This window comes from Spiroplasma endosymbiont of Polydrusus pterygomalis (assembly GCF_964030825.1).
Taxonomy (GTDB): domain Bacteria; phylum Bacillota_I; class Bacilli_A; order Mycoplasmatales; family VBWQ01; genus Spiroplasma_E.
In genome coordinates this window covers 1,045,550-1,063,633 of the sequence record NZ_OZ034964.1, presented here as the reverse complement: position 1 = coordinate 1,063,633, position 18,084 = coordinate 1,045,550, and the positions used below count along the sequence as shown (strand labels likewise).

Genomic DNA, 18,084 nt, shown 5'->3' with positions numbered 1-18,084 from the left:
TAAATTAGTGTTAAAATACTAATAATAATGTAGTAAAATCTTGGAAATTTAAGTTAAAGTTTTAATTTTTATCTTCTTTGAAAATATTAATAAAGAAAGTTGAAAACTGGTGAAAACATGGCAAAGATAAAAGTATTTGCTCTTGGTGGATTAGATGAACGTGGTAAAAACTTATATGTTGTTGAAGTAAACGATAAGATATTTGTATTTGATGCTGGCATTAGACTACCTGAAAGAGAAATTTTAGGAATCGATATTATTATTCCTGACTATACATATTTAAAAGAAAATAAACAACGTATTGAAGGTATATTTATTTCAAAACCATCTGATGATGCTTTTGGAGCATTACCTTATATTTTAAAAGATTTTAATAAAATAAAACCAGAGTATAAAGTTCCAATCTTTACTAGTAAGCTAACCGATTTTATGATTAAACAAAAATTAGAACGCTTTCGTTTTATTAATCAAAATGAAATTTTAATTAAGACAATTGAACCTGAACAAAAAATATTATTTGATAATATTGTTGTTAAAACATTTAAAACGACTACTTCAATTCCCGGCAGTTTAGGTTTTGTTTTAACAGTAAATAATGGTGAAAATAATAAATTATATGAAACAATTGTTTATACTGGTGATTATATTTTTGATGGTGAACACCGTAATGATTTCACCACTGATATTCAACATTTAGCTAGTGTTTCTAAAAATGAAGTTTTATTATTAATTAGTGAAGCAGCATATGCTAATAGAAAATCTTTTACTGCTCCTAAGCATAAAATTCAAACTATTATTGAACCAGTATTAAAAGAAGCACCAGGAAGAGTTATTCTTGCTTGTTATGATCAAGATCTATATCGTGTTAGTGAAATTCTTAATGCGATTAAAGAAACTGACTCTAAACGTAAAATAGCAGTTTATGGTGCAACTTTATATGATATCTTATTAAAAGTTAATGATTTAAATGCTTTTAATATTGATAAGTCACAGATTATTAATTTAGCGCAAACGATTGGCACTAAAGATACAGTAATTATTGTCACTGGTAGTGGTGAACGTTTATTTACAAGAATGAATAAAATTGCTATCGGTAATGATGATTATTTGAAACTTGAGCCTGAAGATACAATAATTCTAGCGACACCACCAATTCCAGGTAATGAATTAGCACACGCTGCTTTATTAGATGACTTGGCACGTACTGATGTTAAAGTTGTTAATATATCAGAAAAGCAAGCTTGAAGTTTGAATGCTTCTTATGAAGATATTAAATTAATGGTTAATATTATTAAACCAAAGTATTTTTTACCTGTTAAAGGCTTATATAAAGATTTTGTTGCTGCACAGTCAGCAGCCATTGATGCTGGTGTCTTACATAATAATGCTTTAATTCATGATAATGGTGAAGTTATTACTTTTGAAAATGGTAAATTAGTTGATAATTTTGTTAAACCATATGCAACACGTTCACGCTTTAGTGATAAAAATACTACTACGAAAACAACTGATAATTTAATCAAAACTGGTGATGTCTATGTTGATGGTATTGGGGTTGGTGATATTGGTTCAATTGTTATTAGTGAAAGAAAACAATTACAACGTGATGGTATTTTAATTACTGGAGTAACAATAAATCGCAAGACTAAAGAAATAGTTTCTTTAATTGATGCACAAATGCGAGGAGTTGTTTATTTAACTAATAATGAAGAAATGCTGAAAAAATTACAAAATATTATTATTAATGTTATTGAGAAATATAAAACTAATACTGCTTTTAGTCTTAGTGAAGTTAAAACTAAGATGAAGAATGATTTACAAGATTATATTAAAAAAGAAACTGGTAAAATTCCAATGATTTTAACAGTTGTTAATGAAATTTAAATTTGTTAGAAAGTGTAAATTATTTTTTCTATATTGTAAATAGTCTAAAATTTAAAATTTTAATTAATTTTAATTTTTTAATTTAATTGTCTATAATTGTTGTTTTGTTATTTGTTGATTTAATTTTTCTTTACTTTCTTTTTCAATATTTTTTTACTTCTGATGAAAGTGGCATTTTACTTTCTTTCAATAAGTGCTATTATTTTGTCTGCTAATTCGCTTAATGATGATTAGTATGGTTTGGGTAGTAATAGTGGTGGTATTGGAAAAGAATTTGAGTTTACTGCTAAGGTTAAGTTGAGTGTTAATTTATTTGCTGTTCTTGTTGACATAATCTTTTAATGTATCCTTTCTGATTTTAATAAAATTTAATTTAATAAAAATTCTAATATCAAAAAAATTGATATTAGAATTAAACATTTATCAACTATATGAAAATAATTATTGAATTTTATTTTTAAAATTTAATTTTAGATAACTATCCAAAAAGATATTAGATATAGCAATTATGTTATACTTTTATAGTAAGTTACTTAAAATTAAGAGGTGATATTTATGATTAAAAATGGTATTAAAATATCAAAATCTCAATCTCGTGGTGATGAAGTTGGTTTACTTTTTTTCTTATTAGTAATTTTCTTCTTCTTACTAGTTAGTTTAATTAGACTTTCAATAATTGGTAAAGTACTTGATGACTTTCTTTTTTCTTTTTTATTTGGATGAATAAAATATATTGTATATTTTTTTCTTTTTTTATTAATTATTCCTTTAATTTTTAATTATCGTTTTAAATTTAAATTGAAATATATTTTTTATAGCTTTTTATTTTTAATTGTTAGTTGTTGAACAACACAAACTTTAAGTTTAATAGTATTAGCAAAAAATAATTTATGAACTAGTTATTATAACTTAAATTTATTAAATATTACTAAAGAATATTTTGTAACATGATGAAATAGTAGTGCTGTTAATAATTATTTTGGTTTTTTTGCCTCACCAATTTCTTTTAAAAATTTTAATGTTGAAACATTTTTCCCAGCAGATGCCACTGGTGGCATCATTAGTAATATCCTAGTAGGGATTTTTAATTATGGTTTTTTTGAAACTAATTTAGTTGTTAATTTTATTAGTATTTTTCTTTTATTTTTTTTATTTATTTTTGATAAACCTTTTATTTTTTTTATTAAAATTAAACAAATTATTATTAATAGTAAAAATAAAAAACAAAAAAATGACATCAGTGATGCTGCCAAACAAAAACATTTTAAGTTAAAAAAAGAAAAATTAGTAATTGATAAACAAGTTAAAAAAATGTTTAAAACAAAAAATGCTATTAATAAAACATCAAAAATGAAACCACTTTCAACACCAAGCAATAATTTAAAATCAAAACAAGATGAAATAAAAGAAGATAATAGTGCTGTTAGTAGTATATCTTCTTCGCCAATTGCTTATTTTAATGAAAATAGTTATTTAACTCCCTTTGGAAAAATTAATCCAGAAAAACAAAAAGATGTAATCAGTACTAGCAAAGGTACTTTGGTAGTTAAAAAAAGTTTAGAGGATAGTATTTTAAATCGTGAAATTATTAAGGAAAATGAGACTATCATTAATAATGAGTCACAATTAGATAATAGTAAATAAAATTAATCGTTTACATTAGCATAAAACATGATAGTGATGTTAAAATCAAAGTATCTTTTTAATTTATTAATAAATTAGGTGAAGCAATGACAGAAAAAAATTTACTACAATCAAAAATTAAACTTTTACCTAATATTGCTGGATGTTATTTATTTAAAGATAAATTTAATAATTTAATTTATGTTGGAAAAGCTAATTCATTAAAAAAACGAGTAACTTCATATTTAAATAAAGCAAGTAATTTTAAAACAATGTTATTAGTTAACGATATTTATGATGTTGAATATATTACCACAACTAATGAAAAAGAGGCTTTAATTTTAGAACAAACATTAATTAAAAAACACCATCCTAAGTATAATATTTTGTTAGCAGATGACAAAAAATATCCTTATATTCAAATTACTAATAGTCGCGATCCACAATATCGATATGTACGTAGTGCTACTAAAAAAGACGGTCATTATTATGGACCGTTTCCTGATGGTACTGGTGCTCGTGAAATTTTAAAATTACTAGAACGAATTTTTCCACTCCGTAAATGTGCAGGTAATCTTGGTAAACCTTGTTTATATTATCATTTACAACAATGTTCGGGAGCATGTTTTAAAATAGTACCTCCTGCTTATTATCAAGATATGATTAGTAAGATTGAACAATTTTTTAAAGGAAATGTTAGTACTATTAAAAAAATGTTAATTAATAATATGAATATTAGTGTTGAAAATTTACAATTTGAAAATGCTAATCGTATTAAAATTTTATTGTCAAAAATAGATTTATTTTTATCACAACAAGTTGTTGAATTTCAAGATTATGGTAACCGTGATTTTATTAATTTTTTAATGGAAGATGATATGGTTATTGTTATTACTTTGTTTTATCGTAATGGCAAATTACAAGCTAAAGATGAACAGATAGTGCAAAATAATTACTTAGAAATTCAAGATTTAATTCGTAATTATTGTCAACAGTTGTATAGTAAGAATACATTACCAAATGAAGTATATTTACCTGCAACTATTGATTTAAAACAATTAAAATTATTATTTCCACAGGTAAAATTTATTAGCCCAGTTAAAGGAACAAAAGAACATATTTTAACATTAGCAAAAACTAATGCTATTTATGCTTGAAATAATCATTTACAAACTAATCAATTTAATTCACCATTAAATATGATGAAAATATTATCACAATGATTAAAAATTTCTAATTTAAATCATTTAGAAGTGTTTGATGCTTCTAATCTTCAACAAAGTGCTAGTGTTGGTGGTATGATTGTTTATAAAAATGGTAGTCCTAGTTTTAATGATTATCGTAAATTTTTATTAGATCCAAAGATTGTTGATGATTATCATCGCTTTTGTGAAATGATTTATCGTCGCTATCATCATTTAATTATTAATAAATTACCAATGCCTGATTTAATTATTGTTGATGGTGGTAAGCCACAAATTAATGCTACCTTACAACAACTAACATTATTAAATTTAAGAATTCCTGTTATTGGATTAGTTAAAAATAAAAAACATCAAACTGATAAAGTTATCAATGATAAAATGCAAATTATTAATATTCCAAAAACTGATGCTTGTTTTTTATTTTTAAGTAAATTACAAGACCAAGTTCATAATTATACTATTAAATATCATCAAATAAAACGTAGTCAATCAATGTTAAATAGTGTTTTATCTTCAGTACCTGGCATTGGCTTACAATTACAAAATAAAATTTTACAACAATTTCCGACTTGAGAAGCATTGCAAAATGCTTCTCAAGCAGAGTTGTTGTTATTAGTTAAATCAAAAGTGATTTTAGAAAAATTATGAAAAGAATTACATAGTTTTCAGTAATTTTTTATTAATAAAACTATTTATTTATAATTTTTTAATTTAAGTCTGGTAAGAAATAGCAGTTAATTAATTGTTCCATAACAATTTTAATGGTATTTAATTCTTTTTCATTAGCAATTTTAAGATTATGTGTTTCATCGTTACCTAATTTTCTAATTAAGTCTAATTTTGGATTTCATTTTTTACCTAGTATCCCATCATTTTTAATTAAATCAACATAAAAAATAAAGTTTTTTCTTTCATCTGTACAACCAATAATATTGGCAAAATTCATTAGCATTTTTCTTGCTAATAATGTAGCAGATGAATTATGCTTTAAGATTAAAGCATAAAAATATTCTTTTAATAAGTTTTTTAAATTTTCTTGTTTTTGTTCTTTTAATAATTCTAATATATCGTTTTCTTTTTTACTTAATATTGCAAAGTTAAATTTTGTTTTTCCATTTAATGTATTAGTAGATATTTTTTGACAATTTTTATTATTACAAATGAAAGATATTTCATCGATGTGATCAATAATTTCAATACATTGTGAGATATAAGTATAAAGTTCATTATTATGAATTTTATTATTACAATAACCAACATATAAATAATTGCCATTAATAAGTTGAGTACTAAGACAATTAGAACATTTAAAATTTATGTCATTAAACTGATTTGTTTTGTATTTTTTAATTTTAATTGGGCATGAGTAAAAATTATTCATTATAAATTAATTCCTCTTTTCTAAAATATAATTATAATTAATTCAATTAATTAAAAACTTATAATGTTTATTTAATTTATTATAACTTCTTTTTCAAATGAAGTATAATATTAAGTTAAATTTTAACAATTTTTGAAATCATCATCTCAAAAAATATTAATAAAATTTTTTCTTTTATTTTCATTATTTTTAAATAAATAAATATATGATAAAATGAAAATGAGTAAATTGTAGTAAGGAGTTTTTTTCATGGCAAATAAACATAAAAGTGGTGTTTATAATGAATCATCAATTCAAATTTTAGAAGGACTAGAAGCAGTTAGAAAAAGACCTGGAATGTATATTGGTTCTACTGATAATCGTGGCCTTCATCATTTAGTTTGAGAAATAGTTGATAATGGTATTGATGAAGCATTAGCTGGTTTTTGTACTAATATTGTTGTTACAATTAATGTTGATAAGTCAGTTACTGTTGAAGATAATGGTCGTGGTGTACCAACTGGGATGCATGCTTCAAAAAAAAGCACTCCTGAAGTTATTTATACTGTTTTACATGCTGGTGGAAAATTTGACACTAATAGTTATAAAACTTCTGGTGGGTTACATGGTGTTGGTGCTTCGGTAGTTAATGCTTTAAGTAATTGAATGATTGTTACTATTCATCGTGATAAAAAAATTCATGAAATTAAATTTAAAAATGGTGGAAAGGTTGATCAAAGTTTAAAAATGATTGGTACTACTTATAAAACAGGAACTAGAGTTCAATTTTTACCTGATTTTCATCGTATTTTTTTAGGTTGTGATTGAAATACTCATTTATTTGAACAGCATTTACGTGAAAGTGCATTTTTAATTAATGATTTAAGTATTAAATTAATTGATAAACGAACAGCTACTGAAGAAACTTTTCATTATCAAAATGGGTTGCTTGCTTTTATGCAATATTTAAATAAAGATAAAAAACTATTATCACCAATTGTTAGTTTAAAAGGTAAACAAAATAATATTGAAGCTGAGATTGTTTTACAATATACCGAAGATTATAGTGAAACATTAGTTGGTTTTGCTAATAATGTTAAAACTATTGATGGAGGAACGCATTTAATTGGCTTTAAAAGTGGTTTAACAAAAGCTATTAATGAATATGCCAGAAAACAAGATTTATTAAAAGCAAAAGATAAAAATTTAGAAGGTAATGATTTACGAGAAGGTTTAGTTGCTATTGTTTCCTTGCGAATTCCAGAAAACTTAATTCAGTATGAAGGTCAAACAAAAGGTAAATTAGGAACATCCGAAGCAAGAATTGTTGTCGATAATATTGTTAATGAAAGATTTTCATTCTGACTTCATGAAAATAGTGATGATGCTAAAAAAATTATTGATAAAGCGATCAAAGCACGTGATATTCGTATCGCATTACGAAAAGAACGTGAATCATTACGTAATAAAAGCAAAGATACCCAAAAATTTTTAGTTGGTAAATTAGTACCTGCCCAAAGCAAAAACCCAAAAGTTAATGAATTATTTTTAGTAGAGGGTGATTCTGCTGGTGGCAGTGCCAAATCAGGACGTGATCGTAAATTCCAAGCAATATTACCATTAAAAGGAAAAGTAATCAATGCCGAGAAAACTAAAGTAAGTGACCTTTTTAATAATGAAGAAATTAGCATGATTATTAATGCTATTGGTGCTGGCGTTGGTAATGATTTCAATATTGAAACTTCTAATTATAATAAAGTTATTATTATGACTGATGCTGATACTGATGGTGCTCATATTCAAATTTTGCTACTAACTTTTTTCTATCGTTATATGCGTGATTTAATTACTTCTGGTAATATTTATCTTGCCTTACCACCATTATTTAAAATTTCTTTTAAAGAAGACGAACAAGAAAAATATGTTTATGTCTGAAATGAGTTAGAATTAAAAGATAAAGTTGAATCAATGAAAGGTAAATATGATTTACAACGTTATAAAGGTTTAGGGGAAATGAATGCTGAACAATTATGAGAAACAACAATGGATCCAAATGTTCGCCAGTTAATTAAAATTACTATTGAAGATGCACTATCAGCAGAAAATCAAATTCAGATCCTAATGGGTGATAAACCAGAAAAAAGACGACAGTGAATCGAAACTAATATTTCTTTTGACACTAATAATGATTATTAAGAAAAAGGAGTTTATAAATTATGAATAATAAAGCAGAAATTCAACAAAGTAATGAACAAATTTTATCCTATCCAATTGATGATATTCTCGCTGAACGTTTTGGTCGCTATGCAAAATATATTATTTTAGAACGAGCATTACCTGATGTTCGTGATGGTTTAAAACCAGTCCAACGTCGGATTTTACATGCTATGAATGATTTAGGTTTAACTAATGATAAAGCATATAAAAAAGCAGCTCGTGTTGTTGGAGAAGTAATTGGTAAATATCACCCTCATGGTGATACTGCTGTTTATGCTGCAATGTGTAGAATGGCACAAGAATGAAAAGTAACGTGACCATTAGTGCAAATGCATGGTAATAAAGGTTCGATTGATGGTGATAATCCAGCTGCCATGCGTTATACCGAAGCACGTTTATCATTAATTGCTGAATTATTATTGAAGGATATTAAAAAAAATACTATTCATTTTATTAAAAACTTTGATGAATCAGAAACAGAACCAACAGTTTTACCAGCTTATTTTCCCAATTTGTTAGTTAATGGTGCTACTGGCATTGCTGTCGGAATGGCAACTAATATTCCACCTCATAACTTACAAGAAGTAATTGCTGCTATTATCATGAGAATTAATAATCGACATTGTAATTTGTCTGATTTAATGCGCATCATTAAAGGACCTGATTTTCCTACTTGTGGTATTATTCAAGGTGTTAAAGGAATTAAAGAAGCATATCGTTCTGGTAAAGGACGAATTGCGATTCGTGCTAAAACTCATATTATTAATGATATCACAAATCCACAAATTATTATTACTGAAATTCCATTTGAAGTAATTAAACAAGATTTAATTAAAAAAATTGATGATGTTAAAACATTAGCAAAAATTAATGGTATTAAAGAAGTACGTGATGAAACTGATCGTTTTGGATTACGGATTGTTATTGATTTAACAATTGATAGTAAACCGCAAGAAATTTTAAATTATTTATTTAAAAATACAAATTTACAAATTTATTATAATTTTAATTTAGTAGCAATTGCTAATAAAAAACCAGTACAAATGAATTTGATTAATATGTTAGATTTTTATATTAATCATCAGGTTGATGTTGTTACTAAGCGTTCACAATATGATTTAGCGCAATTACAGCGAAGATTAGAAATTATTAATGGTTTAATTATGGCGTTGAGTGAAGTTGATAAAGTGATTAAAATTATTAGAATGTCAACTGACAGGATGCAAGCAAAATTAAATTTAATATCTGCTTTTAATTTTACTGATATTCAGGCAGAGGCAATTGTGCAATTACGTTTATATCGTTTAACTGCTACTGATATTCAATCATTAGTTTTAGAAAAAGCAGATATTGAAAATAAAATTATTATGTTAGAAGAAATTCTTAATAATGAAAGTTCATTACGTCAAATTATTGTTAATGGATTAGAAGAAATTAATTCTCATTTTCCTTTATCAAGACAATCACAAATTCAAGGTGAAATTTCGGAAATAACAATTAATGAAAAAGCAACATTACGACAAGAAAATGTATTTATTAGTATTAGTTATGATGGCTGAATTAAGGTAATTAGTAGTAAAGTATTTTCACAAAATCTTGATTATCAAGATTTTGGTCGTAAACCAAATGATACTATTATTGCTGGAGCAATGATGAACAATTTTAATAATTTATTATTTTTTACTAATAAAGGTAATTATTTTTTAATACCTATTTTTAAATTAGAAGAAAATAAATGAAAAGATAATGGGATTCATGTTAATACCCTATGTAAGCTTGAAGCAAATGAAAAAATTATTAATGTTGCAGAAGTTAATAGTTTTGAACAACGAAATATTAATATTGTTGTTGTTACTAAATACGGGTTAATAAAAAGAATGCCACTTTTAGAGTTAACAACTATTAGGTTTAATAAAACTTCTAAATATGTTAAATTAAAAGAAAATGATAGTGTTATTAGTGTTAATAAAACTACTGGTCATGATTTTATTGTTATTAGTACTCGTAAGGGTATGACATTAAAATATTTAGAATCAAAAGTTCCACTATTGAGTAAGATGGCAACAGGTGTCAAAGCATTAAAAATTAATCGTGAAGAAGACGAGGTAGTGGGAATGGCTTGTGGTAATAGTAATGATATTTATGCCATGCTAACATCAGTAGGTTCAATTAAACGAATATTATTTAATACAATTGAACAAACTTCACGCACAACAAAAGGTAATAAAATAATAAAAGTTCCTAAAAGCAAAAATATTAGTATCATTAAAGCTTTTTTATCACCCCCAGCATCTTTTATTAATGTGTTAACAAAGAAAGAAAAATGATTAGTAATTAAAGCAAGTAATATTAATCTTAGCAAAGTAAATGAGGGTATCGGTAAAGTTGTTGTTGAGGATATTATTGCTGGTGATAGTAATTTAGTTATTGATTTAAAAACTAATATTATTGATCCTGATCTATCATCAATATCAGAAAATTTTGATACCAAGGAAACTAATAATGGTATATAAAATAGTTTTAATATCATAATTAGTTTATTTGCTAATTTTAAGATAATATTCTATTTTTGTATTACTAAATTATCAGTTTTTATAATTATTTTTATTTTTTTCATCTACTATTTTTAAATTTATATCAAAAATTATTGTTAGAAAATTTGTTGTATATTATTTTTTTCAGATATAAACTTTAAATGGGATTTATTTCACAAATTACTAATCAAGTAATGGAATCATTTTATTTAGACATTAATATTAGTTATATCAATAACAAAAGTTGTAACTGTTTTATTATCTTATTAATAAATAATCAGTTTAATTATTTAACTAATATTTTAATTTTAATAAATAAAGTTATTTTTTTAATAAATCTCATCAATTAATAAATTATACAAAAGAGCCTTAATAAAAAGGGGGACTTACAAATGATTTATGAAGAAAATAATGGAGCAAGAGCAGCAGATGAAGATGAAACTTTTGATAATATTAATTGTGAAGACAGGATTGAAAATTTAAATAAAAAATTACAAGCAACAGCTGATGAATTAGAAGCAATAAGTGCTCTTTATGCAAAATCAGTAAAAGATGGATTAGATAAAGGAAAAAAAATTAAAGCATTAGAAGATAGAATTGCTGAATTAAAAGACCAATTAAAAAAATGTCAACAAAAAGGCAAAGAAACAGAAGAATTAGAAAAACAATTAACAGAATGTCAAGACAAACGACAAGAATTAGAAAATCAATTAAAAGATTGTCAAGAAGAAAAGAAAAAATTAGAAGATAAAATAAAAGAATTAGAAAAACAATTAACAAAATGTCAAGAAGAAAAGAAAAAATTAGAAGATAAAATAAAAGAGTTAGAAAAACAATTAATAGAATGTCAAGAAAAAGGTAAAAAAGTAGATGAACTAGAAAAACAATTAACAGAATGTCAAAAAGAAAAGAAAGAATTAGAAAATAAATTAGAAGCATGTAGCAAAGAAAAGAAAGAATTAGAAGAACAATTAAAAGAATGTCAAGAAAATAATAAAGGTGGAAGTAATGAAAAAATTCAAAATGCTCAACCAATTTTAAAAATACCTACTGAAGCATGGTCCTTTGCAACTGATAGCAAAGGTAATGCTTATTTAGGTACTAGATCTTTATATAACAAAGGTGCCATTTTTAGATGTTTAGCAGGAGAATCAGAATTTAAACCTATGTTAGGAGCAGAGGGTGAAGTTTGAACGATAGTTGTTGATGAAAAAGATAATATTTATATTGGTACTAAAAATGGAAATGGATTTGGTAATGTTTATCGATGTTTAGCAAATCAAAATTCTTTTAGAATAATGCCAGGATTAAATAAATGTGTTTCTTCTTTAACCTTTGATAATAAAGGTAATCTTTATGCTGGAGTTTTCACTGGTGATAGTCGAAAAGAAGCACGTAATGGTAATGTTTATAAATGTTTAGCAGGAGAAAAAGCGTTTAAACCAATGTGAGGAATAAAAGATGGAGATGGTGTAATATCATTAATATATGAAGAAAATAAAAATATTTTATATGCGACTACCTGAAATGGAAGAGACAAAATGGATGCTAGAGATGGTGCCCTTTATGAATATAGTTTAGCAGAAGAAGATGATGTTTTTGTTTTATTGAAAAGAGATTTAGCAACTATATGACATTTAGAAATTAGAGATGGTGCACCATTTATTGATGCTGAATATTATTTGGATATTAATAGAAAAATGAAATGAGTATAATTTTTATCATATTTTTAATGGTTAAATAAAATATTTAAAGTCAATATTAAATAAATTTTTATTATTTATAACTTTTTGTAATTAGAATTTTTATAGTTATTAACTAATGTGTGATTGTATGTAGTAGGAATATTATTTTTTTATGCTCAATATATTAATATTTTTATTAATTAACTTATATAAAATTATCCATAACTTGAATATAATCTAAATTTTATAATTACAATTGTAAATAATTTTTAAAAAAATAACATTTTATTTTGTAATCAATATCATCTTCATCGAGATAACTATTATTTACATTTGTGGTAAATTTGATTTAGCTAAATTTGAGCGCGTAAAATATTCGGTTGATGGATAATTTTCCAAAAACTAAGAAAAAGATAGAAATAAAATTCTATCTTTTTTAATTAAATTAAAATTATCGTTAACCTTGCTTAGTTTAAGAAAATAACAGCAAAAACAACCAATTAGAACTCTCCTACTTGGAATGTCGTAAAACCAAGCAAGTGACAATAAATAATATAGAGGTGGCTATATACCACTACGACACAACAAAAGCAGTTCTTTTAGACAATTATAAAAGAGTTATCATGGTTTGGGGATAAATCTTTAACCTGCCATGGTTAGGGTTAGTGTTTCACAATAAAAATAGTCAACTTGGAATACTAAAAATAAACGAAGTCAAAGGATATTTGTCAGGTTAATCAACTAATTAAATTAATACTACATGGTATTTCTCGTTTTTTCGCTAACAATTTTAAGATATTAAGGTTTTATTAAAATATTATTGCCTTGCTAAAAATTTAGTTTTTTATTATATAATTATATCGTAAAAATAATTAAATATTTATCAGTAAAATTACTAACAAGGTAAAACTAGTTAGCATTAAATATCATTGCTTTAATTAGTGAGTTTGAAACTTAGGAAAAGATATTATGACAACACATGAAAAACAAAATGTCCAACAACAACAATTATTTTCTAAATTATGAGATATTTCTAATACGCTACGGGGGACAATGGAACCATCCGAATATAAAGAGTATATCTTAGGATTAATATTTTATCGTTATTTATCAGATAATGTTCAATCGATAATAGCAAAAGATTTAACAATGGAAGGGATTGATTATTACACTGCTTTAACTAATGAAAAATATCGCAATCATTTTTTAGAAGTTTTATATGATAATGATAGTGTTGGATATTATATTGAACCAGAATATTTATGACAAGCAATAATTAAAAAAATTAATAGTGGAAAATTTGATATCTTCTTCTTAAGAAAAGCATTTAAAAAATTAATTGATTCAACAGTTGGTTATTCATCAGCAAAAGAATTCGAAAATTTATTTGATTCTGTTGATTTAGATTCTAGTAAATTGGGAAAAACAGAAACCGAGAAAAGTAACATCATTGCTAAAGTAATGTTAAAAATTAATGAAATTAATTTTGAAATTGACGACGCAGAAATTGATATTTTAGGTGATGCCTATGAATATTTAATTAGTAAATTTGCTTCTGAATCAGTAAAAGCAGCAGGTGAATTTTATACACCACAACCTGTTTCTAAATTATTAGCTAAATTAGTTAGTCAAGGAAAAACGGAAATTAAAACGGTTTATGATCCAACATGTGGTTCTGGTTCATTACTATTAAGAGTATATAAAGAATTAAAAATTGGTCATTTATATGGTCAAGAATTAAAAACCAATTCATATAATATTGCAAGAATGAATATGATGTTACATGGTTTAAAGTATAATAAATTTGATATTTATCATGGTGACACACTAGAAGATGATGGTTTTAAAGGACAAGAATTTGAGGTAATTGTCGCCAATCCACCATATAGTTTTCATTGAACGGCAAATCAAAAATTTTTAAGTGATGAAAGATTTAGTGCTTATGGCAAATTAGCACCAAAAACAAAAGCTGATTTTGCTTTTATTCAAAATATGATTTATAAATTAGCTGCTAATGGCGTTATGGCCGTTGTTATTCCTCATAGAGTTTTGTTTAGAGGTAATGCCGAATTAATTATTAGAAAATATATGATTGAAAAAAATTGAATTGATACTATTATTAGTTTACCAGCTAATATGTTTTATGGGACATCAATTCCAACTTGTATTATAGTGATGAAAAAATGTAAAATTGATAGTTCCATTTATTTTATTGATGCTTCGAAAGAATTTGCCAAGCAAGGAAATAAAAATACTTTAACTGATGAAAATATTATTAAAATTATTAATGTTTTTAATAACAGAAAAACTATTGCTAAATTTTCTAATTTAGTTGCGATTGAAATAATTAAAGCAAATGATTATAACTTAAATATTGCTCGTTATATTGATAATACAGTAGAAAAAGAAATAATTAATATTAAAGAATTGCAAGATAAATTAATTACTAATGAACAAGCAATGCAAAAATTAAATGAAGAATTTAAGTTAATGTTAAAAGATTTGGTGATTAATAATGAATAAATCTCTGCTTCCCAAAATTAGATTTAAAGGATTTAATGGTGAATGAGTTTTAAAACAAATAAAAGCATTAGGAAATATTAAAATTGGTAAAACACCTTCTACAAAAAATGAAAAAAATTGATTAAATGATGTTCTTTGGATTACTATTCCCGATATGACAAAAAAATATTTAACAAATTCCAAAAAGAAAATTTCTTTAATGGCAAGTAAAAAAAACCCTGTAGTAAAAGAAAAATCAATTTTATTTTCATGCATAGGTACAATTGGAAATATTGGTATTACAACAACTATAACATCATTCAATCAACAAATTAATTCCATTTCTTCAATAAAAGATGTTGTTGAATATGTATATTATTTATTTCAATATAATACTGAAAAAATAAAATCTTATTCTTTGACACAAACACTTCCTATGATTAATAAAAATTATTTTGAAAATATTGAGATTTTTGTTTCACTTAATTACAAAGAACAAAATAAAATTGCTGATTTTTTTACCATTATTGATAAAAAAATAGAATTAGTTAAAGAACAATTAACTTTATTAGCAAAACAAAAACAATATTACTTAAATAATATGTTTACAAATGAAAAAAGTTATCCCCAAATTAGATTTAGAGGGTTTATTAATGAAAATAATTTTCAAAAAGTAAAATTAAGAACAATAGCAACAATTTGAGGTGGTTCAACACCTTCAACAAAAAATAAAAAATTATGATTAAATGAAATTCCTTTTATAACTCCTAATTTTATTACAAAAAATAACAGTATGCTGCTTAATAAATATGATCGTTTTATTACAGATAAAAATTTTAATTTTTCTAACAAAAATGATATTCTTTTAACTTGCAGAGCTCCTGTTGGTGTAGTTACAATAAATAATTTAGAAAAATGTTGATTTAGTCAAGGAATAAAAAACATTAGAACAGGAAAATTAATAAACCATAAATACCTATATTATTGACTTTATAACAATAAAAATGTATTAATTACTAATTCATTTGGAACAACATTCTTAGAAATTTCTAATAAAGATTTAGAAAATATTCAAATTTATATTACTTGTAGTTTACAAGAACAAACTAAGATTGCACATTTTTTTAGTATTATTGATAGGAAAATTGAATTAGTCAAAGAACAGTTAAGTTTATTAGTAAAACAAAAACAATATTACTTAAATAATATGTTTATTTAATTTATGGTTTTTATTTGATTTTTAGATACAAATAAGAATTTTACATCGTTTTGTGGTTTTTGCAAATGTTTATATTTGATTATGGTAAAGGTATTAAATGCCATCAATTATTTTAACAAAATTAAAAGAGACCATTATAAAATTTATTATTAATTTGTTAGAATATTAATTTCTGACATCACAATCACGAATTAAAACATTTTCAGTTTCTTTCTTTTAGTTTGGAAGTCAAGTGCTATAATTATAGCATTAATGATAAGGAGAAGATTGCATATGACAAATAATATTATTAAATATCAAGCGCTAATTGATGGTGAATTATATGAAAATGGGAAATGAATATCAATTATCAATCCTACTACTAATAAGACAATAGGAGAGGTGCCAGCCTTGACTAAAGTTGAAATTGAAAAAGTTTATACAGCAGCAAAACAATCCCAAAAAAGTTGAGAACAAATGCCAATTTTAAAAAGAATTACCTTTTTAAATTCTTGAAAACAATTAATTATTCGTGACAAATTAATAATTGCACAATTAATGACTAATGAAATTGCTAAGGCTACAAAAGCAGCTTGTAGTGAAATTGATCGGACAATTGAATATATTGACTATACTTTACAAGAGGCATTACGTCTTCACCCACAATCTTATACTGGTGAAAGTTGAGGAATAATGAATAAATTGGGAATTTTTGAGTATGTACCAAAAGGAATTGTGCTTGCCATTTCACCTTTCAATTATCCAGTAAACTTATCAGTTTCAAAAATATTTCCAGCGCTTGTTACTGGTAATAGCGTTGTTTTTAAACCAGCAACCCAAGGATCATTATCAGGATTGCATTTAGCTAAATTGGCGAAAGAAGCTAAGCTTCCTAATGGTGTTTTTAATGCTGTCAGTGGTAAAGGTAGTGCTATTGGTGATAGTTTAGTGGAAAATGAAGTAATTAATGTTATTTCTTTTACTGGTAGTGCTACTGTTGGTAATCATATTTCACAGAAATCTTTAAAAGCAGATTTAATTTTGGAATTGGGTGGCAAAGATCCAGCAATTGTTCTTGATGATGCTGATCTTGAAGATACTGCAACAAAAATTATTAAAGGTGCTTTTAGTTATTCTGGTCAGCGTTGTACAGCGATTAAAAGAGTATTAGTACAAAAAGCAATTAGTAGTAAATTAATTTCAATATTAAAAGCAAAAGTTGAAAAATTATCTATTGGTTTACCAATAGATAATTGTGATATTACTCCTGTTATTGATCAGCCAACAATTGTTAATGCTAAAAAACTAATTAAAGATGCTTTAGATAAAGGTGCTAAATGTTTAATCGGTAATAAATTTAAAGAAAATTTAATGTGACCAACGATTATTATTGATGTGACAACAAAAATGGATTTAGCATGAGAAGAACCTTTTGCGCCATTGTTACCAATTATTATTTTTGAACAAGTGTCAGAAGCAATTAAGATTGCCAATGATTCGCAATATGGATTACAAGCTTCTATTTTCACGACAAATATTAATAGTGCCATGACTATTGCTAGTTTATTAGAAGCTGGAAGTATTAATATTAATGATCAATCACAACGTGGTCCTGATCACTTTCCTTTCATTGGTATTAAAGATTCAGGTCTTGGTGTGCAAGGTATTCGCTCATCTTTACTTGCTTTTACTAGGCCAAAGGGCATTATTATTAATTGAAAAACAAAAAATTAGCATTTTAAATTTATTTTTTATAATTTAACAAGATTAAAGATTATTTAATGTGACTCAAAAAAAATAAAAATAATAGTTTTACAAACTTTTCAAATCTATTTATTTTGTAATTATGAAAGTAAAAGTTATTTTTATTTTAGGC

General features: G+C 24.9%; 10 protein-coding genes. 9 read left to right on the top strand and 1 reads right to left on the bottom strand.

Annotated features, from left to right (window positions below):
* Positions 1-117 precede the first annotated feature (117 nt).
* The 3 genes from ACQH25_RS05255 to uvrC all read left to right on the top strand — a co-directional run bounded on the left by ACQH25_RS05255 (position 118) and on the right by uvrC (position 5,384).
* A complete protein-coding gene (locus ACQH25_RS05255) occupies positions 118-1,884 on the top strand; it encodes a ribonuclease J (RefSeq protein ID WP_425380995.1) in 1,767 nt (588 codons plus the stop codon).
* 555 nt (positions 1,885-2,439) lie between these two features.
* A complete protein-coding gene (locus ACQH25_RS05250) occupies positions 2,440-3,528 on the top strand; it encodes a hypothetical protein (protein ID WP_425380994.1) in 1,089 nt (362 codons plus the stop codon).
* Between the two features lie 86 nt (positions 3,529-3,614).
* Positions 3,615-5,384 carry an excinuclease ABC subunit UvrC gene (uvrC, locus tag ACQH25_RS05245; protein WP_425380993.1) on the top strand — a complete coding sequence of 590 codons (1,770 nt, stop codon included), beginning with the start codon at positions 3,615-3,617 and terminating at the stop codon, positions 5,382-5,384.
* Between the two features lie 34 nt (positions 5,385-5,418).
* On the opposite strand, the gene ACQH25_RS05240 is transcribed toward uvrC, so the two are convergent.
* Positions 5,419-6,093, bottom strand: a complete 675-nt coding sequence (locus ACQH25_RS05240; RefSeq protein ID WP_425380992.1) for a hypothetical protein — start codon at positions 6,091-6,093, stop codon at positions 5,419-5,421.
* Positions 6,094-6,342: 249 nt separating this feature from the next.
* Here ACQH25_RS05240 and parE point away from each other — a divergent pair, with 249 nt between their 5' ends.
* The 6 genes from parE (at position 6,343) to ACQH25_RS05210 (ending at position 17,942) form a co-directional block, all read left to right on the top strand.
* Positions 6,343-8,268 (top strand): DNA topoisomerase IV subunit B, encoded by a 1,926-nt coding sequence (parE, locus tag ACQH25_RS05235; RefSeq protein ID WP_425380991.1) that lies wholly within the window; start codon positions 6,343-6,345, stop codon positions 8,266-8,268.
* 20 nt (positions 8,269-8,288) lie between these two features.
* The gene (gene parC / locus ACQH25_RS05230) at positions 8,289-10,802 is read left to right on the top strand and encodes a DNA topoisomerase IV subunit A (protein WP_425380990.1); all 2,514 of its coding nucleotides are present in this window, start codon (positions 8,289-8,291) and stop codon (positions 10,800-10,802) included.
* Between the two features lie 413 nt (positions 10,803-11,215).
* Positions 11,216-12,538, top strand: coding sequence for a hypothetical protein (locus ACQH25_RS05225; RefSeq protein WP_425380989.1), 1,323 nt, complete (start codon positions 11,216-11,218; stop codon positions 12,536-12,538).
* A 939-nt stretch (positions 12,539-13,477) separates the two neighbouring features.
* Complete coding sequence (locus ACQH25_RS05220) at positions 13,478-15,031, top strand: type I restriction-modification system subunit M (RefSeq protein WP_425380988.1); 1,554 nt, start codon at positions 13,478-13,480, stop codon at positions 15,029-15,031.
* The gene (locus tag ACQH25_RS05215; RefSeq protein ID WP_425380987.1) at positions 15,024-16,229 is read left to right on the top strand and encodes a restriction endonuclease subunit S; all 1,206 of its coding nucleotides are present in this window, start codon (positions 15,024-15,026) and stop codon (positions 16,227-16,229) included. The genes ACQH25_RS05220 and ACQH25_RS05215 overlap by 8 nt, the downstream gene beginning before the upstream one ends.
* A 273-nt stretch (positions 16,230-16,502) precedes the next feature.
* Positions 16,503-17,942 (top strand): NADP-dependent glyceraldehyde-3-phosphate dehydrogenase, encoded by a 1,440-nt coding sequence (locus ACQH25_RS05210; RefSeq protein ID WP_425380986.1) that lies wholly within the window; start codon positions 16,503-16,505, stop codon positions 17,940-17,942.
* Positions 17,943-18,084 lie beyond the last annotated feature (142 nt).